Origin of the sequence: Alcaligenes aquatilis, from assembly GCF_003076515.1 — a bacterium.
GTDB lineage: Bacteria > Pseudomonadota > Gammaproteobacteria > Burkholderiales > Burkholderiaceae_B > Alcaligenes > Alcaligenes aquatilis.
On sequence record NZ_CP022390.1, the window covers coordinates 3,199,028 to 3,219,462 of the forward strand.

General features: G+C 55.4%; 24 protein-coding genes and 1 tRNA gene. 14 read left to right on the forward strand and 11 right to left on the reverse strand.

All coding sequences use genetic code 11. The features are described 5' to 3' along the window. Positions 1-9 precede the first annotated feature (9 nt). From CA948_RS14650 to CA948_RS14690, 9 genes are all read left to right on the forward strand, one after another. Positions 10-840 (forward strand): hydroxypyruvate isomerase family protein, encoded by an 831-nt coding sequence (locus CA948_RS14650; RefSeq protein ID WP_108728386.1) that lies wholly within the window; start codon positions 10-12, stop codon positions 838-840. A 3-nt stretch (positions 841-843) separates the two neighbouring features. Continuing rightward, entirely contained in the window at positions 844-1,791 is a 948-nt protein-coding gene (locus CA948_RS14655) for an NAD-dependent epimerase/dehydratase family protein (protein WP_108728387.1), read from the forward strand. A gap of 51 nt (positions 1,792-1,842) precedes the next feature. Next, positions 1,843-2,883 (forward strand): TRAP transporter substrate-binding protein, encoded by a 1,041-nt coding sequence (locus tag CA948_RS14660; RefSeq protein WP_108728388.1) that lies wholly within the window; start codon positions 1,843-1,845, stop codon positions 2,881-2,883. 68 nt (positions 2,884-2,951) lie between these two features. Beyond that, positions 2,952-3,455: a TRAP transporter small permease gene (locus CA948_RS14665; protein WP_234354354.1), complete on the forward strand. Its 504-nt coding sequence runs from the start codon at positions 2,952-2,954 to the stop codon at positions 3,453-3,455. Then, entirely contained in the window at positions 3,448-4,740 is a 1,293-nt protein-coding gene (locus CA948_RS14670) for a TRAP transporter large permease (RefSeq protein ID WP_094198016.1), read from the forward strand. Before CA948_RS14665 ends, CA948_RS14670 begins: the two co-directional genes overlap by 8 nt. 15 nt (positions 4,741-4,755) lie before the next feature. Beyond that, complete coding sequence (locus CA948_RS14675; RefSeq protein ID WP_094198015.1) at positions 4,756-5,085, forward strand: NIPSNAP family protein; 330 nt, start codon at positions 4,756-4,758, stop codon at positions 5,083-5,085. Then, complete coding sequence (locus CA948_RS14680; protein ID WP_108728389.1) at positions 5,082-6,032, forward strand: 2-hydroxyacid dehydrogenase; 951 nt, start codon at positions 5,082-5,084, stop codon at positions 6,030-6,032. The genes CA948_RS14675 and CA948_RS14680 overlap by 4 nt, the downstream gene beginning before the upstream one ends. A 466-nt stretch (positions 6,033-6,498) precedes the next feature. Further along, a complete protein-coding gene (locus CA948_RS14685; protein ID WP_108728390.1) occupies positions 6,499-7,632 on the forward strand; it encodes an alpha-hydroxy acid oxidase in 1,134 nt (377 codons plus the stop codon). Between the two features lie 85 nt (positions 7,633-7,717). Beyond that, on the forward strand, positions 7,718-8,089 hold the full coding sequence (locus CA948_RS14690; RefSeq protein WP_376912705.1) for a GFA family protein: 372 nt from the start codon (positions 7,718-7,720) through the stop codon (positions 8,087-8,089). 68 nt (positions 8,090-8,157) lie between these two features. Here the strand turns inward: CA948_RS14690 and CA948_RS14695 are convergent. Beyond that, a tRNA-Thr gene (locus CA948_RS14695) sits at positions 8,158-8,233 on the reverse strand. Positions 8,234-8,480: 247 nt separating this feature from the next. On the opposite strand from CA948_RS14695, the gene cysP reads away from it, so the two are divergent. From cysP to cysW, 3 genes are read left to right on the forward strand one after another with little or no spacing between them, the layout of a single operon-like run. Beyond that, the gene (gene cysP / locus CA948_RS14700) at positions 8,481-9,485 is read left to right on the forward strand and encodes a thiosulfate ABC transporter substrate-binding protein CysP (protein ID WP_094198009.1); all 1,005 of its coding nucleotides are present in this window, start codon (positions 8,481-8,483) and stop codon (positions 9,483-9,485) included. A 3-nt stretch (positions 9,486-9,488) separates the two neighbouring features. After that, complete coding sequence (cysT, locus tag CA948_RS14705) at positions 9,489-10,379, forward strand: sulfate ABC transporter permease subunit CysT (RefSeq protein WP_108728392.1); 891 nt, start codon at positions 9,489-9,491, stop codon at positions 10,377-10,379. Further along, positions 10,376-11,218 (forward strand): sulfate ABC transporter permease subunit CysW, encoded by an 843-nt coding sequence (gene cysW / locus CA948_RS14710; protein WP_108728393.1) that lies wholly within the window; start codon positions 10,376-10,378, stop codon positions 11,216-11,218. Before cysT ends, cysW begins: the two co-directional genes overlap by 4 nt. Positions 11,219-11,386: 168 nt before the next feature. Here the strand turns inward: cysW and CA948_RS14715 are convergent, their stop codons facing one another. The 5 genes from CA948_RS14715 to petA all read right to left on the reverse strand — a co-directional run bounded on the left by CA948_RS14715 (position 11,387) and on the right by petA (position 15,511). Continuing rightward, entirely contained in the window at positions 11,387-11,812 is a 426-nt protein-coding gene (locus CA948_RS14715; RefSeq protein ID WP_094198006.1) for a ClpXP protease specificity-enhancing factor, read from the reverse strand. A 6-nt stretch (positions 11,813-11,818) separates the two neighbouring features. Next, on the reverse strand, positions 11,819-12,427 hold the full coding sequence (locus tag CA948_RS14720; protein WP_094198005.1) for a glutathione S-transferase N-terminal domain-containing protein: 609 nt from the start codon (positions 12,425-12,427) through the stop codon (positions 11,819-11,821). 126 nt (positions 12,428-12,553) lie between these two features. After that, complete coding sequence (locus CA948_RS14725; protein WP_094198004.1) at positions 12,554-13,408, reverse strand: cytochrome c1; 855 nt, start codon at positions 13,406-13,408, stop codon at positions 12,554-12,556. Positions 13,409-13,427: 19 nt separating this feature from the next. Then, positions 13,428-14,816: a cytochrome b gene (locus tag CA948_RS14730; RefSeq protein WP_094198003.1), complete on the reverse strand. Its 1,389-nt coding sequence runs from the start codon at positions 14,814-14,816 to the stop codon at positions 13,428-13,430. A 50-nt stretch (positions 14,817-14,866) separates the two neighbouring features. Next, entirely contained in the window at positions 14,867-15,511 is a 645-nt protein-coding gene (petA, locus tag CA948_RS14735) for a ubiquinol-cytochrome c reductase iron-sulfur subunit (protein ID WP_094198002.1), read from the reverse strand. Positions 15,512-15,637: 126 nt separating this feature from the next. Here petA and mscL point away from each other — a divergent pair, with 126 nt between their 5' ends. Continuing rightward, positions 15,638-16,093: a large conductance mechanosensitive channel protein MscL gene (gene mscL, locus CA948_RS14740; protein WP_094198457.1), complete on the forward strand. Its 456-nt coding sequence runs from the start codon at positions 15,638-15,640 to the stop codon at positions 16,091-16,093. Between the two features lie 181 nt (positions 16,094-16,274). On the opposite strand, the gene CA948_RS14745 is transcribed toward mscL, so the two are convergent. Beyond that, a complete protein-coding gene (locus CA948_RS14745; protein WP_094198001.1) occupies positions 16,275-17,051 on the reverse strand; it encodes a Nif3-like dinuclear metal center hexameric protein in 777 nt (258 codons plus the stop codon). Between the two features lie 25 nt (positions 17,052-17,076). Between CA948_RS14745 and CA948_RS14750 the strand changes: the two genes are divergently transcribed. After that, a complete protein-coding gene (locus CA948_RS14750; RefSeq protein ID WP_094198000.1) occupies positions 17,077-18,243 on the forward strand; it encodes a S1C family serine protease in 1,167 nt (388 codons plus the stop codon). Positions 18,244-18,488: 245 nt separating this feature from the next. Here CA948_RS14750 and tatC read toward each other — a convergent pair whose 3' ends face one another. Genes tatC through CA948_RS14770 form a run of 4 tightly spaced genes read right to left on the reverse strand, consistent with a single transcriptional unit; the run spans position 18,489 to position 20,376 of the window. Further along, positions 18,489-19,256: a twin-arginine translocase subunit TatC gene (gene tatC / locus CA948_RS14755; RefSeq protein WP_094197999.1), complete on the reverse strand. Its 768-nt coding sequence runs from the start codon at positions 19,254-19,256 to the stop codon at positions 18,489-18,491. Continuing rightward, a complete protein-coding gene (gene tatB, locus CA948_RS14760; protein WP_108728394.1) occupies positions 19,253-19,744 on the reverse strand; it encodes a Sec-independent protein translocase protein TatB in 492 nt (163 codons plus the stop codon). The genes tatC and tatB overlap by 4 nt, the downstream gene beginning before the upstream one ends. A gap of 17 nt (positions 19,745-19,761) precedes the next feature. Further along, complete coding sequence (tatA, locus tag CA948_RS14765) at positions 19,762-19,995, reverse strand: Sec-independent protein translocase subunit TatA (RefSeq protein WP_094197997.1); 234 nt, start codon at positions 19,993-19,995, stop codon at positions 19,762-19,764. Between the two features lie 12 nt (positions 19,996-20,007). Next, positions 20,008-20,376, reverse strand: coding sequence for a histidine triad nucleotide-binding protein (locus tag CA948_RS14770; protein ID WP_094197996.1), 369 nt, complete (start codon positions 20,374-20,376; stop codon positions 20,008-20,010). Positions 20,377-20,435 lie beyond the last annotated feature (59 nt).

Below are 20,435 nucleotides of genomic sequence, written 5' to 3' on the forward strand. Positions count from 1 at the left end.
GGCAGCCCCATGCAACTATCCGCTAATCTCAGTTGGTTGTATCGGCACCTGGACTGGAGCGAACGCTTTGAGGCTGCGGCGGCCGATGGTTTTAAGGGTGTTGAGATTTTGCTGCCCTATGACTACGCTCCGGCGTGGTACGCCCAGCAACTGCAAACCACAAAGCTGGAGCTGACGCTCATCAATACGCCAATAGGCGAGGGGCAGGGCAGGCTGGGCTGGGCGGCGATTCCCGGCGCACAGACCCAGTTTCGGCAAGCCTTTGATCGTGCCCGTGCGGTTGCACAGGCGACCGGGTGCCGTCGTATCCACGTGATGGCGGGCGATGTCAGCCCCTTTGCGCAGGAAGACGGTCGGGCCGCACTGATCAGTAATCTGGAACATGCTTTAGCCTTGGCTGAAGCGGATGATTTGATCCTGACGCTGGAAGCGCTCAATCGCAGTGATATGGCCGGGTATTTTTATTATTTGCCCGAACAGGTCATAGAGGTGCTCCAGCATTTCAATTCCCCGCGCCTGCGCCTGCAATTTGATTACTACCACTGCGTCAAAGAAAGTTTGGACGTCCGTTCCAGCGTTGCGGCCTGTGCGCCCTGGATCGGCTATGTGCAGATCGCGGGTGCCGATGGGCGCTACGAGCCGGATCTTGCACAACATGATTTGCTGGAAGGCGTGGCTGCCTTGCCCACTTTGGGCTACGACGCTTGGCTGGGCTGCGAGTATCAGCCTCGCGCACTGCCGTCAGAAGGTTTGGCCTGGTGTCAGCCCTTGCGTGATCGCAGTGTGCTGGCTGTGCCCCATCGCCATGCTGTCGCTTGCCCGCAGGCTGCTGGGAGATAAGCCATGAAGCATGTCTTGATTACCGGCGGCAACGGCTACATCGGTCAAGCGCTGGCCCGTGCGGTAGCCAAACGTCTGGCAGCCAAAGAAATTCAAAGCCTGACCTTGGTGGATCTGGCTTTTGAAGAGCAAAGCTATCACCACGAGCCTGGCCTGCGCTGCATTAGCGGTGACTTGTCCGATGAGACCGTGCTGCAGGCCGCTTTGACCCCTGCTCCTGATACGGTTTTCCATCTGGCCTCGGTGACCAGTCGGCTTGCTGAGGAGAATTTCGCGCTGGGCCTGCGCGTCAATATCGCCGGCACGGTGAGCTTGTTCGAGCACTTGCGACAACAAGAACAGTGTCCCGTTGTGGTGTATGCCAGCAGTATTGGTGTCTTCGGTACGCCGCTGCCCCTACAGGTAGATGACAACACCCCAGTGGCACCCACCTTAAGTTACGGGACGCAGAAGCGGATGGTGGAGTTGCTGTTGGCCGATTACAGCCGCCGTGGCTTTCTGGATGGTCGCTCGGTTCGCTTGCCTACCGTGGTTGCCAGGCCCATGACTGCCGAAACGGCGCTGTCTTCATTTGCCAGCTCCTTGATTCATGCCCTTGCCGCTGGTAGCTCTTACGAGTGTCCCATCAGCCCGCAGGGGTGGATATGGCTGCTTTCTTTGCCTTCCTGCGTACAACATCTTTTGACAACGGCAAGCATCGAAACGGTCCGCTTGCCGGAGGGGCGAGTATGGAATCTGCCCGCCCAGCGTCTTCAAGTTGCAGACCTGGTACAGGCTGCGAAATCCCGCTATGGCCGGGGGGCCGATGCGGGTTTGTGTTTTCAGTCCAACCCCCAGTTTGACCGGCAGTTCGCCCAGTGGCCACCGTTGACAACGGCAATCGCCACGCAGTTGGGTATGCAGCACGACGGCGACGTCAAAACCTTGATTGAACAGGCTCTTGTTTCCTGAAGGGCCTGGCTAACTATACCTATAACGATCTACCACTAAAAAGGATTCCCCATGAAGAACCGATGGATTTCTCGCCTGTTGGGTATTGCCTTAACGAGCCTGGGTGTGGCGGCAGGTCCCGCAAAAGCGGACAAACCGGTGGAGCTGACTTTTTCGGCCTGGATTCCGCAGACACATGTTTTGGTCGCTAATTTCATGAAGCCCTGGGCCAAAGAGGTGGAGCAGGCCACCGAAGGGCGCGTCAAGATCAACTTCCTGACCAAGGCGGCCACTAACCCGGTTGGGCATCTGGATGCGGTACGCAATGGCCTGGTTGATCTGGCCTTTATTTCCTACTCCTATTACCCCGGCAATTTCGATTTGATGAAATTTGCCATGCTGCCGTTTTCGGGCAATAGCGCCGAGTCCACCTCGCTGGCAGCGTGGGATATCTATAGCAAGTATCTGCAAGATGCCAAAGAGCATCGCGGCATCAAGTTGCTGGGTATTTATGGTCACGGCCCGGGCAGTGTTTACACCACAGAAAAACAGGTACAAAACATTGCCGACTTCGATGGCCTGAAGCTGCGTATTGGCGGTGGCATGCAGGCCGATCTGTCCAAGGCGCTGAATGTGAATGCGGTGGTAAAGCCTGCTTCCGAATCGTATGAACTGCTTAGCACCGGCGTGGTGGATGGGGTTCTTTTCCCGCCTGAATCGGTTGTTTCGTTTCGTCTGGACAGCGTCGTCAAGCATGCGACGGTTTTTCCCGGCGGTCTTTATGCCGATTTGCACGGCATCATCATGAATCCGGGTGCCTTTGATCGCTTGTCTGAAAAAGACCGCGAGATCGTGGTGGGGCTTTCGGGTGAGCATATCGCGCGCATGGGGGGCAAGGCCTGGGGTGATGCGGATGTGGCCGCTCTGAAAACCCTGCAGGCAAGTCATGTGCAGTTTCACCCTGCCAGTGAAGAGCTGATTGCCGCCGTCAAAGAGCGCACAGCTTCGTTCGAGCAAACCTGGCTTGCTGCTGCAAAGGCCAAGGGCATAGACGGGCCTGCCGTGCTGGCCGAGTTTCGTGCCGATCTGAAAGCGCGGGAAAGCGGCCAGTGATCAGCGTATTCAGACTGTCTTGAACCTGCTGGACGCCGCGTGCGCCAGCAGCCCCGGAGCTACAAAGCATGAACTCCATTCTCTCTTTATTAAGAGCGGGTCTTCGGCGTCTGACTGAGTTATGCATGGTCTCGCTGGCCTTGCTGACTTTGGCCGATGTACTAGGACGCTACATTTTCAACGTGTCGGTGATGGGTGCGGTAGAACTGACGGAAATACTCATGGTGGGGGTGATCTTCTGCGGCATTGTCTTTGCCACCATGGCGCGTGAACACATTGTGGTCGACCTGGTGCCCGTTCCCGGTGGGGATAGGGGGGCGCGAGTCGTTCATATCTCCAGCCACTTGCTGGCAGCGGGGATCAGTGCCTTGCTGGCTATGGTCAGCTGGACACAAGCCGAGTCGGCGGCCGAGTACGCTGATCAGACCACCTTGCTGGGGCTGCCATTGGCTCCGGTTGTTTACTTCATGAGCATCATGCTGTTCGTCAACACACTGGTGGAGTTGGGGCAGCTTGGCCGGAGCAGGAACGCAAAGACGGCCCATCTGGAACAAGAGGCACAGAATGACTGAAGCGCTGATTGGCTTTGCCGCCATGCTCCTTTTGATCTTCCTGCGGGTGCCCGTAGCGTTTTCCATGGCCCTGGTGGGTTTTATCGGTGTTGGCATCATGCGCAACTGGCCTTCGGCCTACGCCATGACCGGCGCAGTGGTGCGTGAAAGCGGTTTTCAATATTTGCTGTCGGTGCTGCCGCTGTTCATCTTGATGGGTAACTTCATTACTCAAGCCAAATTGTCCAAAGAGCTTTACGCTGCCGCCTATGCGTTTTTGGGGCATAGAAAGGGTGGGCTGGCCATGTCTACGGTAGTGGCCTGTGGTGGTTTTGGCGCGGTGTGTGGCTCCAGTCTGGCGACGGCGGCCACCATGTCCAAAGTGGCCTACCCGCAAATGCGTAGGCTCGGTTACAGCCGTGCCTTGGCTTCTGGTTCGATCGCTGCGGGTGGCACGCTGGGCATTCTGATTCCACCCTCAATTGTGATGGTGGTCTACGCCATCTTGACCGAACAAAGCATAGGCAAGATGTTTGCCGCCGGTGTTCTGCCCGGCCTGTTGGCTGTGGGTCTCTACCTCTTGGCGGTCAGATGGACGATCTGGCGCGACCCTAATGCCGGGCCTCCCGGTGAACGCATGAGTTGGAAAGAGCGTTTGAGTGCGCTGCGCGATGTCTGGGGGGTGCTGGTGTTGTTCATTATCGTGATGGGCGGCATTTATGGCGGGGTATTTAGCTCTACTGAAGCGGCTGGGATTGGTGCTTGCGGTGCCTTTCTGTTTGCGCTGCTGCGTGGCCGTTTGACCTGGCAGACACTGTCCAATGTGCTGGTTGAGTCGGCGCGTACGACGGGCATGTTGTTCTTGGTGCTGATCGGCGCCTTGCTGTTTTCCAGCTTTATCAATTTCACCTCCATGCCCAGCGACTTGCAGGACTGGGTGCAGCAGTTCGAGATGAGCCCGATCGTGGTGATTTTGCTGATTTGCGCGATTTATATCGTGCTGGGCAGTGTGTTGGAGAGCATGTCCATGGTCTTGCTGACCGTGCCTATTTTCTACCCGCTGGTGCAGCACCTGGGCTTTGACCTGGTCTGGTTCGGCATCATCGTCGTGGTGGTCACAGAAATCAGTTTCATCACCCCGCCTGTGGGCATGAACGTCATGGTGCTGAAAAGCCTGCTGCCCGACGTGAAGATGGGCACGCTGTATCGGGGAGTCTTGCCTTTTGTGGTAGCGGATATTTTCCGCCTGGCGGTGCTCTTGGCTTTTCCAGTTATTTCGCTGCTCTTGCCCAAATACCTTGGATAAAAACGGATTCGCAACATGATTATCGACCAAAGAACCTATACCATCCCTACCGGCCTGCTGCGCGACTTCCTGTCCCTGTATGCAACGCAAGGGCGTGCCGTACAAATCGAACATCTGGGCGCTTGTCACGGCTACTACACCACGGAAGTAGGCGAACTGAATCAGGTGGTGCATCTGTGGGCATACAAGGATATGGCTGACCGGGAAGCCCGTCGTAACGCACTGGAGGCTGACCCGCGCTGGTTGGCTTATCGTCGCAAGGCCTGTGCTGCCGGTCATGTCATACGCCAGAGCAATGCCCTGCTTAAACAAGTTGATTTCGACGTCTTTACAAGCGAAGCATGACCATGAACCCGAAGATTCTTCAAGCCTGCCCCTTGCCGCCTCCTCTGGCGGGCAAACTGCCTGCCTTGTGTCCGGTTGAAACTCTGAGTGATGCGCCTGATCAAGCGCTGTTCTTGCGTGAGCGTGGCGGCGAGTTTACGGTGCTGGTCACCACAGGAACGCAGGGCGCAGACAAGGGGCTGATTGAAGCACTGCCTAATTTGAAGGCTATTTGTAGCCTGGGCGTGGGCTACGATGCCATCGACCTGGATGCAGTCCGTGCGCGTGGGGTGATGCTGAGCAATACTCCAGACGTTCTTAACGACTGCGTGGCCGACTTGGCGATTGGTTTGTTGATCGATGTGGTGCGTGGCATTTCGGCTTCCGACCGACATGTCCGGCGTGGTGACTGGCCTCGTGTCGGCCCGACCATGCCCAGCACTCGGGTCAGTGGCAAGCGTCTGGGCATGCTGGGTATGGGACGAGTCGGGCAGGTTATTGCGCGTCGCGCTATCGGCTTTGATATGGAGATCCGCTATCACACACGTAGTGCCAAACCCGAGTTGCCTTGGCAGCACGAGCCTTCATTGCTGGCTTTGGCGCAATGGTGCGATTTCCTCATCGTGGCTTGCCCCGGCAGCCCGCAAACTTACCATCTGGTGTCTGCCGAGGTCTTGAGAGCCTTGGGGCCCAACGGCTACCTGGTCAATGTCGCTCGCGGCTCTGTGGTGGATGAAAAAGCCTTGGTGGCGGCTCTTGAGCATGGCCAATTAGGCGGCGCCGGATTGGATGTGTTCGAGAACGAACCCGATGTGCCTGCCGAGTTGTTAAGTAACGAGCGGGTAGTCGTGCTGCCTCATGTAGGGAGCGCAACCCGTGAAACCCGTGCCGCCATGTGCGAGCTGGTGTTAAAGAATGTTGAGAGTTACCTTACACAAGGCAGTCTTGTGACGCCGGTTAGATTGTAAAGACTGCCTCAGGAATAACGCAGCGGTTTCAAGCTTCTGGCTTGAACTGCTGCTTCTTTCTGAGCCAGTGTTAGCCAGTATTGCCTGGTCTGCAAAGTTTTGAGTACTTGTTAAGCACCAGGTCACGAAGTTGCCCTATTTACAGGGTTGGAGTAATCGCTCTGCTTTCGACTAATGACCAAATACCGAATCTGGAGATGGGTCGTATTAGTGGGAAGTCCGTGACGAGCAGGAGTTAGCTAGCCAAGGTGCCGGCGTATCTGCTTGGTCGCCCCTTATACGACCCTCCGTCTGCCCGTCGTCAGCTTGGTCGCCTGTTCTTGCCAGCACGTTCTCCTTTGGCTGAGCAGAAACAGACGTGTTTTCTTTGCATGGAGCGGTGCTTTCAACTATATACTTGATGCTTAAACAATTAAATTGAATCGGGCCTTGTACGCCCGGCATCAGGTGGGAGGCAGCTTGCATCATGCGGCTCAATATTCAAGATTTTCAGGTAGCGGCCCAAAGCAGCCTGCCACGCTTTGTCTATGACTATGTTGCTGGTGGGGCAGAAGACGAACTCTGTCTGGCTCGTAATCAGGCAGATTTGCAGACGCTGACTTTGTCGCCACGCAGTTTGCGTGATACGTCGGCGGTATCAACAGAAATAGAGGTATTTGGACGCCGATGGGCTGCGCCTTTTGGTGTCGCTCCCGTTGGCTTGATCGATGTCGTGCGTCCACGTGGGGATCTGCACGCAGCGCGTGCCGCAGGCAAGGCGGGCTTGCCGTACATTTTGTCCACTGCCTCCAATAGCCCTTTGGAGCAGGTGCGTGAAGTCTGCGAAGGCCCATGCTGGATGCAGTTGTATGTGATGCAAGACAGGGGCATGGCCAATTCCATTCTGGATCGCGCCCGCCAAGCCGGGTTCGAAGCCTTGGTTTTGACCGTCGATGTGCCTGTAGGTGGTTATAGAGAAAAGGACATACGCCACGGCTTCAAATTGCCGTTTCGTCCAGGCCCCCGCTTATTGCTGGATATGGCTTCGCAGCCCCGCTGGCTGTGGCGTCAGGCTTTGGCCGGCCAACCCCAGTTTGTCAACCTGATGCCCACGCAAGGAGCCAGCTCCGCCCAGGCACAGGCAGCACTGCTGGCGCGAAGCATGGATCGCCGCTTGATTTGGGATGATGTCTCCTGGCTGCGTTCCAAGTGGGACGGCCCGTTGCTGATCAAAGGTGTGCTCCATCCTGAAGATGCACGTCAGGCCTTGCATTACGGTGTAGATGGACTGATTGTGTCCAATCACGGTGGCCGACAACTGGACTGTGCGCCTTCAACAATCAGCGTTCTCCCGCAAATCATGGATATCGTCAAAACGCAGATGCCGGTGTTTATCGATAGCGGCTTTCGGCGTGGTGCAGATGTCGCCAAGGCCATCGCTTGTGGAGCGACGGGCGCATTCCTGGGACGTGCCGTCGCCTACGGTTTGGCTCAAGGCGGCGAGCAGGGCGTCTCTGACGTGTTGGGCCTGGTCGCTCAGGAGCTGGAACGGACGATGATTTTATTGGGGGCTTCATGCCCGGCAGATTTGACCCAATGTCTTGTATCCTCTATCGAGTAAGGTGTCCGACGCCCGCTGAAATCTGCGGCGGGAAACTTACTCTTTGGAGGTATGGCGTGTGAAAGGAAGCTGTCTTTGCCAAGGCGTGGTCTTTGAGATTACCGGCGCTATTACGAACCTGCTCTATTGCCATTGCAGCATGTGTCGCAAGTCGCATGGTTCTGCATTCAGGGCGCGGGGCAAGGTCAAGACCAAGGAATTTCATTGGCGTCGCGGTCAGGAACTGCTGCGGTTTTATGAGTCATCGCCAGGAGAGCACCGGGGTTTTTGCTCCAGGTGCGGGTCAAATATTTTGACTAAATTCGATCAAAAACCAGAAGAGCTGGGCTTGGCGTTAGGGGTGTTGGACGATGACCCTGGTCTGCGTCCCACTTGTCACGTTTTCGTGGGCTCAAAAGCCGCGTGGCATGAGATTGCTGATGGGCTTATTCAGTACGAGGGGTTCCCGCCTGGCTAGCAGCAAGACTCGGACAGCAGAAAAACAAAACGCCAAGCTTTTGAAAGCTTGGCGTTTTGTTTTATTCGTGGTGCCGGCTAAAGGAGTTGAACCCTCGACCTTCGCATTACAAGTGCGCTGCTCTACCAACTGAGCTAAGCCGGCGAATTGACGATTATAGCCGGAATTTTCGAGAAGAAGCAATCACCAGAAAAATATTGATGTGGTCCAAGACTCACAGGCTCAGCCAGTAAGTAGGTTCTGGTTATAAGCGCATGATGAAAATGTCGTTTTAAATGCCTTTCTCCCTACCCATAATCTGATCTATCCAAGCTGTGCTTATATAGAAAGCGCGCAATTGAACATCAGTGACGGGCTCCGAAGGCCGCGTCCGGGAACGTTGGGGAACACCATGAAATTGAAGTCTGTTGTTGGCTCTGCCTTGTTGTTGACGTCTTTGCTGGGTGGTAATGTCAGCGCCCAGGTTTCTTTGCTGAATGCCTCGTTTGATGTGGCCCGTGAGACCTTTGCGGCAATCAACCCCAAGTTTGTTGAGCACTGGAAAGCCACTACGGGCGAAGACATCAAGATTGATCAGTCTTTTGCCGGAACTTCCCGTCAGGCCCAGGACATTATTCAGGGTAAGAAAGTCGATACCGTGACCTTCAACCAGGTCACCGATATTGAGTTCCTGGCCGAGCGCGGCGCGGTGGCCAAGGACTGGGCCACTAAATTCCCGAACAACAGCTCGCCTTACTACAGCACTATCGCTTTCCTGGTGCGCAAGGGCAATCCCAAGAACATCAAGTCCTGGGATGATCTGGTGCGTGACGATGTGAAACTGGTGTTCCCGAACCCCAAGACCTCGGGCAATGCTCGCTACACCTATTTGGCGTCCTGGCTGTATGCCAATGAAGCCTTTGGCGGTGATGAAGCCAAGATCAAAGAGTTTGTCGGTAAGGTGCTGGCTAATGTCGAGAGCTTCCCCACCGGGGGCCGTGGCGCGACTGTGGCTTTTGCCCAGAATGGTCAGGGTGATGTGTTGCTGACTTTTGAATCCGAAGTGCTTAATATTGCCGCCAGCGACGAATTCAAGGGCAGTGAACTGGAAGTGGTGGTGCCCCCCGTCAGCGTATTGGCTGAGTTCCCCGTAGCCGTGGTGGATCGTGTGGTTGACCAGAAGGGCACCCGCAAGGAGGCGACCGAATACCTGAAGTTCCAGTACACCCCGGAGATTCAGCGTCTGTTGGCTGGTTTCAACTACCGTGTGACGGATCCTGCTGTTGCCAAGGAGTTTGAGTCCAAATACGCACCGGTCAAGTTGATCAACCCCACCGACCTCCTGGGTTCCTGGACTGATATTCAAAGCCGCCACTTTGCCGCGAATGGCGTGTTGGACCAGTTGCTGGCCAAGTAATTCATGAGCCGTACTCTTGTGGGCGGGGTGCAGGATTCCGGGGCGAAGACTGCGCTAAAGCCACTCTTTTTTCTGCGTCGCCCCGTCATGCCGGGTTTTGGGCTGAGCTTTGGCTTTAGCGTCCTGTACCTGTCCATTATTGTGCTGCTGCCTTTGTCGGCCTTGTTCATGTACGTCAGTGACATGAGTCTGGCCGATTATTGGCGTGCGGTCACGGATAAGCGCGTCGTCAGCAGCTATCAGGTTACGATCAGCGCTGCCCTTTATTCCACCCTGACTGCTAGCGTGGTGGGGTTCATTATTGCCTGGATCATCACGCGCTTTGAGTTTCCGGGGCGTCGCCTGATCGATGCTTTGGTAGACCTGCCGTTTGCCTTACCGACTTCGGTAGCGGGTTTGACCTTGGCGACGCTGTTTGTGCCCGGCGGCTGGTTTGGTCAGTTTCTGCCGGAAGGCTGGAAGATCGCCTATCAATACCCCGGCATTGTTCTGGCCATGACCTTTACCAGTTTGCCCTTTGTGGTGCGTATTGTGCAGCCCGTGATTGAAGAGCTGGGGGCCGAGTACGAAGAGGTTGCCCACACACTGGGTGCCAGTGGCTGGCAGACGTTCAGCAAAGTGGTGTTTCCTCCGCTGATTCCTGCGCTGGTCACGGGAGCCTCCCAGGCTTTTATCCGCAGTTTGGGTGAGTTCGGCGCAGTCATCATGATTGCTGGCAACATTCCCTACAAAACCGAAGTGTCGTCCCTGATGATTTTTGTGCGCCTACAAGAATTCAACTATCCGGCGGCGGCGGCGATTGCCTCGGTGATCTTGATCGCCTCCTTGCTGCTGCTGTTCACCTTGCAACTAGTGCAGAATCGCTTGTTGGGCTGGCAGCGGAGGGCGTCATGAGAAAAACACCTAAAAGCACGGCTGATCGCCTGATTCTGGCCTTGGGCATTGCCTTGGTGCTGGGTCTGCTGGTGGTCCCCCTGATACTGATCTTCTCCAAAGCCTTGGGCGATGGTTTGCCAGCTTTATGGAGCAATCTGCAAGAGGACTATATGCTGCATGCCATCGGGCTGACCTTGTTTGTGGCGGCATTGACGGTGCCCTTGAACATGGTCTTTGGCATCTTGCTGGCCTGGTGTCTGACGCATTACGAGTTCCGTGGCCGTCGTTTGCTCAGTACCTTGGTGGACTTGCCTTACGCGGTCTCCCCGGTGGTGGCAGGTCTGTGTTATCTGGTGGTTTACGGAGTGGAGTCGTCTCTGGGACAGTGGTTAAGCGCACGTGATATCCAGTTGATGTTCGCCTGGCCGGGAATCCTGATGGTCACGATCTTTGTGACCACGCCTTATGTGGCCCGTATCCTGATTCCTATCATGCAGGCGCAAGGCTCGGACGCGCAGGCGGCGGCGTTAAGTCTGGGTGCCAATGGTTGGCAGATCTTCTGGCACGTCACGCTGCCGGATATCAAATGGGCCTTGCTGTATGGCGTGGTGCTGACCAATGCTCGTGCGATTGGCGAGTTCGGCGCGGTGTCCGTGGTGTCTGGCACCATCATGAATCAGACCTTGACCTTGTCCCTGCTGGTGGATCAGTTGAACAACGATAACAAGGCGGCTGCGGCCTTTACAGCGGCTGCGCTACTGGCTCTATTCGCCATCGTGTCCGTGATGCTCAAGAGCTTGTTGGAGTGGCGTGTGGCGGCTGGGCGTCGTCGCAATCAGGCTGAGGCGGTGCAGTAGGGGTAGAACTTAGCGTGCTTAATTAAAGAGAGTGTTCTTGGCTGCGCTCAGTGACAATGCAAGTGCTTGGGTGACCGGTTCTACTATTTGATATCTGTAGTAGAACTGGTTATCCAAGAGGTAAAAAAGGCTCCTTACGGAGCCTTTTTTGTCTGCGTCGAACGCGCCTTATTTGACGATTTTCAGGTGCGAGACCTTGTCAGCGTCTTTTTTGGCAACGGGCGCTTCCGGTGTCGCTTCAGGGGCTGCCTCTGGTGCTTCGCCTTCCGCGTAAGGCTCGGATTCGACGACCTCAAAACCCATGCCAGCGCCTGTTTCGCGTGCGTAGATGGCCGATACGGCCGCTACGGGCACGAAAATGTCTTCCGTGACACCGCCGAAGCGGGCCTGGAATTCAATGTAATCGTTACCCAGGATCAGGCCATTGGTGGCCAGATGCCCAATATTCAGGGTGATTTGACCATCCTGAATATGGCCGCGTGGAACAACAGTGTTGGCGTCTACCGTGACCACAATGTGTGGTGTGTATCCGTGATCAGAACACCATTCGTGTAGAGCGCGCAACAGGTAGGGTTTGGTAGAGGTCTCTTGCATAATGAATTAGCGACGCATGACTTTTTCGGAAGGCGTCAGCGCTTCAATGTAAGCAGGACGCGAGAACACGCGCTCGGCGTACTTTTGCACAGGAGCAGCGCTCTTGGGCAGTTCGATACCGTAGTGGTCCAGGCGCCAGAGCAGGGGAGCGATCGCCACGTCCAGCATGGAGAATTCTTCACCCAGCATGTATTTGTTCTTGAGCAGGATCGGAGCCAACTGCGACAAGTGGTTGCGGATTTGCTGACGGGCCAGTTCTTGTGCCTTGGCATCCGTGTTGCGGCGGTCTTCCAGGGCAGCCACGTGTACAAACAGTTCCTTCTCGAAGTTGTACAGGAACAGGCGAGTACGGGCGCGCATGGTAGGGTCCGCAGGCATCAGCTGAGGATGCGGGAAACGCTCATCAATGTATTCATTGATGATGTTCGATTCGTACAAGATCAGGTCACGTTCTACCAGGATGGGCACCTGTCCGTAGGGGTTCATGACGGCGATATCTTCAGGCTTGTTGTACAAGTCGATGTCGCGGATCTCGAAATCCATGCCTTTTTCAAACAACACAAAACGGCAGCGCTGTGAGAATGGGCAAGTTGTTCCAGAGTAGAGCACCATCATGGTAGGAGATTCCAGTCGTAGAAATAAAAACAAGAGCCTCACGGCTCAGAACTTAAAACCCTGCAGAGGGTTTTAACAATAAAAAGCCGGGCAGGCTAGTTAGGCCTGCCCGTCTAGCATAGCGTTTTACTTGATGTCTTTCCAGAAAACGCTGTTCAGGCGCCATGCAACGGCAAAGAACAAGAGCAGGAACAGGATTACGCCCACACCAATTTTCTTGCGCTCCAGTTGCACAGGTTCTGCCATCCAGTCCATGAAGTTGGCCAGGTCGGCGACATCGCTGTCGTACTTGGCAGCCATCTTGGCATTGACGGGCTCGAGCTTGACCGAGTCGGAGGCATGGCCAGTGTAATTGTCCAATACTTCTGTCTTGACGGACGAGAAGCCGGCGGGATCGTAGCTGGCGACTGTCTTGACCCACTCTTTGCTGCCATCGTCTTTGGCGGTTTCAGCCACGGTCGTACGGTGCAAAGTCACACCACCTTGGCGCTCCCACATGGCGTGAGGCATACCCACGCTTGGGAAAACCAGGTTATCCCAGCCTGTAGGACGGGATGCGTCACGGTAGAAAGTGCGCAGGTAGGTGTAGATGTAGTCTGCGCCGCTAGGGCCCAGGTTGGTGGACTTGGCACGTGCAATCACGGACAGGTCAGGAGGAGCAGCACCAAACCATTTCTTGCCCATTTCCGGGGTCATGGCGATCTTCATCAGATCACCCACCTTGTCCGAGGAGAACAGCAAGTTTTTCTTGATGTCTTCTTCGGTCAGGCCGATATCTGTCAGCTTGTTGTAGCGCATGGAGTTGGCGCTATGACAGTTCAGACAGTAGTTCACAAACAGTTTTGCGCCATTTTGCAAAGCCGCCATGTCATTCATGCGGTCGGGCGCGCGCTCCAGGGCATAGCCACCTTCGGCGGCCACAGCCACCGTGCAGGTAAGGGACAAGGCCAGAGCGCCAAGCAGTTTTTTAATCATGGTCATTCCGTTTCGTGTTGGGGGCCTAGTGAGGGCGGAAAGTCACGCGATCAGGTTCGGGTTTGAATGTACCCATGCGGCTCCATACTGGCATCAACAGGAAGAATGCCAGGTAGATCACCGTACCGATCTGGCTCAGCAGGTTGAACAAGTCGTTCGGGGCCTGCGTGCCCAGGTAACCCAAGATCAGGAAGTTGATGATGAAAATCGCGTACAGCACTTTGTGCCAGGTAGGACGGTAACGAATCGACTTCACAGGCGATTTGTCCAGCCAAGGCAGGAAGAACAGGATCACGACCGTACCACCCATGGCCACCACGCCCCAGAACTTGGCGTCGATAACACGCAGCAACACAGCAACAGCGATCAGGATGGCTGGAACAGCCAGACGCCAGATACCGGGCAGCTTGCCTTTGACGAACAGCACCAGCGCGCCCAGCACGGAAGCACCGGCCAGAACCCAGGTAAAGTCAGCGGTTGTGGCACGCAGCATGGAGTAGAAAGGCGTGAAGTACCAGACAGGCGCAATGTGTGGAGGAGTCTTTAGCGCATCGGCTGGGCTGAAGTTGTTGAACTCCAGGAAGTAGCCGCCCATTTCAGGAGCAAAGAAGACAATCGCGGCAAATACAATCAGGAAGCCAGCCACACCCAGGATGTCGTGTACCGAGTAGTAGGGGTGGAAGGGAATGCCATCCAAAGGACGACCTTGCGCGTCTTTGGGGCCGTTCTTGATTTCGATACCGTCAGGGTTGTTGGAACCGACTTCGTGCAGCGCGATCAGGTGAGCCACAACCAGGCCCAGCAGGACCAGAGGCACAGCAATGACGTGCAGCGCAAAGAAGCGGTTCAGGGTGGCGTCGGACACCACGTAGTCACCACGGATGAAAATAGCCAGGTCAGGACCAATGAAAGGAATGGCCGAGAACAGGTTAACAATCACCTGGGCGCCCCAGTAGGACATCTGGCCCCATGGCAGCAGGTAGCCCATGAAGGCTTCAGCCATCAGACAGAGGAAAATGGCAACGCCAAAGATCCACACCAGTTCACGAGGCTTGCGGTAAGAACCGTAGAACAAGCCGCGCAGCATGTGCAGGTACACCACCACGAAGAACATGGAAGCGCCTGTGGAGTGCATGTAGCGGATGATCCAGCCACCGGGCACTTCGCGCATGATGTACTCAACCGACTCAAAGGCCAGTTTGGCATCAGGCTTGTAGTTCATGACCAGAAAAATACCAGTCACAATCTGGATGACCAGCACCAGCAGTGCCAGGGAACCAAAGAAGTACCAGAAGTTGAAGTTCTTCGGCGCGTAATATTCTGACATGTGCTCTTTGTACATGGATGTCAGGGGGAAGCGCCTGTCAATCCATCCCAAGAGTCCTGTCGTTTCGACGGTTTTCTCGCCAGCCATGAAACGGCTCCTTTATCTTTTTAAATAGTACGTATTGGGTTACAGCCGCCTTAGGCCTTGTTGTTTTCGTCTACGCCGATGGTAACCATCGTGCCGTCGGCCGAGAACTCGTAGGGCGGGATTTCCAGATTGTCCGGAGCAGGCTTGTTGCTGTAGACCCGGCCGGCCAGGTCAAACGTGGAGCCGTGGCAGGGGCACAGAAAGCCGCCTTCCCAACCACCGGGCAGACCGGCGCCAGCGCCAGCGGCCAGATGCGGGGTAGGGGAGCAACCCAGGTGGGTGCAAATACCGATACAGATAAAGATTTCAGGGCGACGCGAACGATATTCGTTCTTGGCGTACGCGGGGGTGTAGCCGGGACGGTCCGAGTCAGGGTCGGCCAGTTGGCTATCGAGCTTGGGCAGGGCGTCCAGTTGCTCTTGGGTGCGGTGCAGAATCCAGACCGGTTTCCCGCGCCATTCAACGGTGCGCATCTGACCGGGGGCGATATTGGAAATATCAACCTCTACGGGAGCGCCGGCCGCTTTTGCTTTCTCCGAAGGAGCAAAGGAGCTGACAAAGGGAACAGCTGTTGCCACACCAGCAACACCACCTAATGCACAGGCGGTGGCGACCCAGGTGCGGCGCGAAGGATCGGGCGGAAGATTGAAATCAACCGCGCCTCTGGCATCGGGCTGTGTCGTGTTCTGACTCATTCTAGTATCCTTATTCCTGCCCGACTCGGGCAATACCACAATTTACGGATTTGGGCCTGGGTATATTATTCAACCGCACATTATACGCGTTACCCAGCGCAGCATAACTTGATCAAAGGTGAACATATGAACAAGGCTCGAGGTTTCCTGAACGAATTCCGGGAGTTCGCCGTTAAGGGCAACATGATGGACCTTGCGGTCGGTGTCATTATTGGCGCTGCTTTCGGCAAGATTATCGACTCGCTGGTAAAAGACATCATCATGCCCGTCATCAGTTTCATCCTTGGCGGCGAGGTGAATTTTACCAATCAGTTCACAGTCTTGCGTAGACCAGAGGGCTTTACCGGCCCAGAAACCCTGGAAGCTTTGAGGTCGGCAGGGGCTGTTGTTCTTTCGTGGGGTAGCTTCCTGACCATTTTGATCAACTTCATCTTGCTGGCCTTCGTGGTGTTTTGCATGGTCAAGATGATTAACCGTATGCGCGCCACGGTGGCCAAGGAAGAAGCAGCGGAAGTCGTTCCCGCGCCAACCCCTGAAGACGTGCTGTTGCTGCGTGAGATCAGGGATTCGCTGAAAAAATAAAAGCCCAAACGTATCAAAGCTTTAAGGTGCCTTTCGGCACCTTTTGTTTATGTAAACCCACCGGCAGGGCCAAGTTTGCCCGCGCCGGATGCCTGATTTTAGCCTTTCCTGGCCTGGGCTTGTCTAGCCATGCGGGGCTTTAAAGCTTGTTCAAGGTCATATGTGCTGGTTTTTGGTGAAGTCAGATCGGGTTGTCCATGTCGATGAACTCCACCTCAATACCAAATTGACGCGCAATTTCCTCACCCAGAGCTTTGGCACCGTAGCGTTCGGTGGCATGGTGACCGGCAGCCATGAAGGCAATATTGTTTTCCTGTGCGCTGTGAAAGGTCTGTTCTGAGGCCTCACCGCTGATATAAAGATCGGCTTGGGCGGCAACGGCACTATCAATAAAACCCTGTGCGCCTCCCGTGCACCAGGCGATTCGGCGGACTTTCCGTTGTAAATCACCAACAATTAGTGGTTTGCGGTGTAAGTTATTGCAAACTGTCAGGCCGAATGTTTCCAGTGAAACGGGGGCAGGCAGTTCACCCAGCCAGACCAGTCCGTCCGGGCCACAGGTTTGTGCCAAGCCGTTTGCATCACGGAGCACCTCAATGCCTAATTGCCGAGCCAGTTGAGCGTTGTTGCCAAACTCGGGATGCGCATCCAGGGGCAGGTGATAGCCCAAGAGGTTAAGCTGATGCGACAGGACGCGTTCGATACGAGTTTTTCGGGTGCCAACAATACATGGGTTCTCGTTTTTCCAGAACCAGCCGTGGTGTACCAAAATTGCGTCCGCCTGGCGGGCAATAGCGGCATCAATCAGCGCCAGCGAGGCCGTTACGCCGGTGACAAGTTTGCCAATATAGGGCTTGCCTTCGACCTGGAGCCCATTGGGACAGTAGTCTTTGAAACGGGTGATATCCAAGGTGCTATTGAGCCAGTTGGCCAGTTCTGCCGTTGAAACCTGAGTCATGGAAATCCTTATCTGAAAGAGTGCTATGCGTCGATTGTGGCTAGTATTTGCTCAAGCGGTGACGATCTGCTTAGCGGGTTTTTTTATTGTGGTGACATTCAGGCCTCAGTGGTTGGGAGCACCCCAGTTACCCGTGCGCACAACTGATGCGGTGGTCATGCCGGCACCGGTTCCTTCTTTACTGGCCCCTGTCGCCCAGGAGAGCCCCTTGTCTTATGCCTCGGCGGTCACCCAGGCCGCGCCGGCTGTCGTTAATGTGTACACCAGCAAGCATTTGGAAGGCAATTCTCCCTTGCTGGAAGACCCCGATTTGCAACGTCTGTTCCGTGAACTGCCTGATCTGATGGGGCGTCGCTCCACAATCAACCTGGGCTCGGGCGTGATCGTACACGAACAAGGCTATATCCTGACCAATTACCATGTGATCGAGGCGGCCGACGCCATTGAGGTGGCCTTGTCGGATGGGCGTCAGGCCAAGGCTCGCTTGATTGGTTCGGACCCGGAAAGCGATCTGGCTGTGCTCAAGATCGATCTGCCCAAACTGGTGGTGATCCGGACACAGTCCCAGGATCAGTTGCAGGTGGGAGATGTCGTACTGGCTATCGGCAACCCTTTCGGAGTGGGGCAAACCACCACAATGGGTATTGTGTCGGGGCTGGGGCGCAATCGCCTGGGTATCAATATTTACGAGAACTTTATCCAGACAGATGCGGCAATCAATCCGGGCAATTCTGGTGGTGCCTTGGTGGATGTGACGGGCCGACTGGTGGGGATCAATACCGCTATTTATTCTGAAACCGGTGGGTCGCTGGGAATCGGCTTTGCCATTCCTGCTTCGACAGCGCTGGCCATTATGGACGAGATCATTCGTAATGGAGAAGTGACGCGGGGTTGGCTGGGGCTGGAGCCGCAGGACATCACGCCAGACTTGGTCAAGAGCTTCAAGCTGAAAAGTGATGCGGGTGTGATTATTGCCAGCGTGCAGCGTCATGGCCCGGCTGCCGAGGCCCATTTGCTGGTTGGGGATATCGTGTTGGGGTTGAATGGTCAGCCAGTGACCGATTCAATTGATCTGCTCAACCAGATTGGCCCCGTGCAACCTGGGCAGACCGTGACGTTACGTGTGCTGCGCGATGGCAAGGAGCTGGATGTTCCTGTCAAGGTTGGTATGCGGCCTCAGGTGCGCAAGTAAGGTCAGCAGCTTCCCTGCTTTTTCCTGGTGGGGTGCCCCTCGAAGAAGGGTTGAAGGGCCATGGCCTTGAGGGCTGTACCGGTTTTTGGCTGTTTTACAGATCGTAGCGGCACAAGGGCTTTGCAACGCGTCTATAAAAGAATGGCTCTCTAGGACTGCTCTTTTTGGAGCAGGGCAAGAGAGCCATTTTTGGGCCTGCACTGACAAAAACCTAGCGTGTACAGACCGATGTTGCTTTGACCGTTTTACAGGTCCAGCTCACGGCCTTCGCTGCTTTCCGTTTCTCGTTTTTTGATCAGGCTGGCGGCCAGAATCCCTAACTCATAGAGCAGGCATAGCGGAGTTGCTAACAGAAGCTGGCTGACCACGTCCGGTGGAGTAACAATAGCAGCGATGACAAAGGCACCCACAATGACATAGCCACGGATTTCACGCAGCTTGGCTACCGTCACAACGCCTGTTTTTACCAGCAAGATCACTGCGATCGGCACTTCAAATGTAATGCCAAATGCCAGGAACATGGTCATGACAAAACCCAGGTAGGCTTCGATGTCCGGAGCTGGCGTAATCGATTGTGGGGCAAACGTGGCGATGAAATGGAAAACGGTGCGGAACACCACGAAATAACAAAATGCCATGCCAGCGATGAACAGCAAGGTGCTGGTCATGATCAGGGGCAACGCCAGTTTCTTCTCGTGGTTATACAAGCCAGGCGCAATAAAGGCCCATGCCTGATAAAGCACAATCGGCAAGGCCAGCACGAAGGCTGCCATCAGGGTGACTTTGACCGGCACCATGAAAGGGGTAATTACCCCCGTGGCGATCATGCGTGTGCCCTCGGGCAGCGAGCTCATCATGGGCTGTGCCAACACATCGTAAATGGCCGAGGCACCCGGATAGGTAAACAACACGATAAAAATTCCCACCACGGCAATAACGGCGCGTAACAGGCGTGTGCGCAGCTCTACCAGGTGAGAGATAAAGGTGTCTTCTTGAGGCGCGTCGGTGCTCATGCCGTAGGTCCTTTAGCGGGGTGGGCGGGAGCATCCGTAGGACGGGGAGCGTCGTCACTGGCAGGCGCGCTCGGCGCTGGTGGGGCGGCTGCATCCGTGCTTGGCTGGCTGACAGCCGGTTCTGTTAAAGCGGCGTCGGGCGTTGTAGTCGCGCTGTCAGCGGTATCTGAGAAGGCCTTACGTGCGGACTCCGACGCATTTTGTAGCGTGTCGCGCGCTTCGGTTAGAGGCTGGCTGATGCTTTTGCCCGTGTCCTCGACCGAACTGCGCACCGAGCGCGCGGCGTCCTCCATCTGGTCTTTGAGCTTATTGACCTCATCCAGATTGATTTCACGTTGGATATCGGATTTGACCTCGGTGACGTAACGCTGAGCGCGGCCAAGCAGATGCCCGGCTGTGCGAGCCACTTTGGGAAGGCGCTCCGGACCGATAACGATCAAAGCAACTACGCCAATCAGGAGTAGCTCAGTAAAGCTGATATCAAACATGGAGACTCACGTAAAAGTCAGGTGCGATCGGACTTTTCCTTTGCCTGCACATCGATGGTTTGGGGGTCTGCCGTACGCTGGCTGACAGACTCGGGATTTTTCTCGTCGTCGCCAACTTCTTTCATGCCTTCTTTAAAACCTTTGACTGCACCGCCCAGATCCGAGCCGATGTTACGCAGTTTTTTGGTGCCGAAAACCAGGGCGACGATGACCAGAACGATCAACCAGTGCCAAATGCTAAAGCTACCCATAATGTATCTCCCTTAAGCAGCCATGGCTGCGCGTTGTTGCCATGGGCGCTCACCGCCCAAGATGTGCATGTGTAAATGGTTGATTTCCTGCCCGCCATCCAAACCGTTGTTGATGACAATGCGGAAACCGCCTTCTGGGCCGGGGCGACAACCAGCCTTTGCGGCCAGGGAAGGAGCCAAAGCCATCATTTTACCCAACCATTCGCTATCCTGGTCCGATACGTCCTGCATGGAGACGACGTGTTTTTTGGGAATGACCAGAATATGAATAGGAGCCGCTGGGTTGATGTCGTGAAATGCCAGAAAATCCTCGTCCTCGTATACCTTTTTGGACGGGATCTGACCGGCAGCAATTTTACAGAAAAGACAGTTCTCGCTCATAGCAACCTCGGTAGCGAAGCACTCGCTGGGCGAATGCTGAAAATCTAGGTATTAGGACA